This window comes from Arthrobacter sp. JCM 19049 (genome assembly GCF_001310435.1).
In genome coordinates this window covers 1-745 of the sequence record NZ_BAXF01000803.1, presented here as the reverse complement: position 1 = coordinate 745, position 745 = coordinate 1, and the positions used below count along the sequence as shown (strand labels likewise).

The following is a 745-nucleotide window of genomic DNA, read 5'->3' as shown; positions in this document are numbered from 1 at the left end:
CACGGTGCGGGCGATGCCCAGGGCCGTGGCTTCGGCGCGTTCAAAGACCTGGTCGTAGCGCACCGCGATGGTCGCGGCTGTCACCACCAGGATCAGCAGCCCAAGCACCGCGAACTGCAGACGCATGATGCGCGAGGCGAAGTGCTTGCCGCTCAGGCGGCGGCTGGTGGCGATGGTGGAGCGCATTTACCCAGCATACGGGCCGGGGAGATTTCAATGAGCAAAAAGCGGTCAAAAACTAAAAGCGATCAGAACCCGGCACAAGCCGCGGTCGTGACGCAGCCCACGTAGCGTCAATGGCGTACCCGCCCCACGGGTGCAATCATCAACGTTTTTCCGCCAAGGAGGTCGGTGCAATGTTAGTTGCCCTCGGATTCCTCATGGTCGCCACCTTCATGGTGCTGATCATGACCAAACGCATGACCCCGATGCTGGCACTGATCATTGTGCCACCGTGTTCGGGCTGTTCGCCGGGGCCGGGCTGGGCCTGGGCGACATGGTGATGGACGCCGTGAAGTCGATGTCCGGCACCGCGGCCCTGCTCATGTTCGCCATCATGTACTTCGGCATCATGATCGACGTGGGCCTGTTCGACAAGCTGGTGGCCGCGATCCTGAAGCTGGTCGGCAACGACCCGGCCAAGGTCGTCATCGGCACCGCGCTGCTCACCGCCGTGATCTCGCTGGACGGCGACGGCTCCACCACGTTCATCGTGGTCACCGCCGCCCTGCTGCCGGTGTACCAG

The 745-nt window shown here is 63.4% G+C and carries 1 protein-coding gene and 1 pseudogene; one reads left to right on the top strand and one right to left on the bottom strand.

Translation table 11 applies throughout. From position 1 onward, the window contains the following. A partial coding sequence (locus JCM19049_RS16390; RefSeq protein ID WP_279403450.1) for a hypothetical protein occupies positions 1-186 on the bottom strand: 186 nt, incomplete at its 3' end. Positions 187-356: 170 nt separating this feature from the next. Here JCM19049_RS16390 and JCM19049_RS16385 point away from each other — a divergent pair. Then, positions 357-745: pseudogene (locus tag JCM19049_RS16385) on the top strand (SLC13 family permease); the annotation flags it as partial.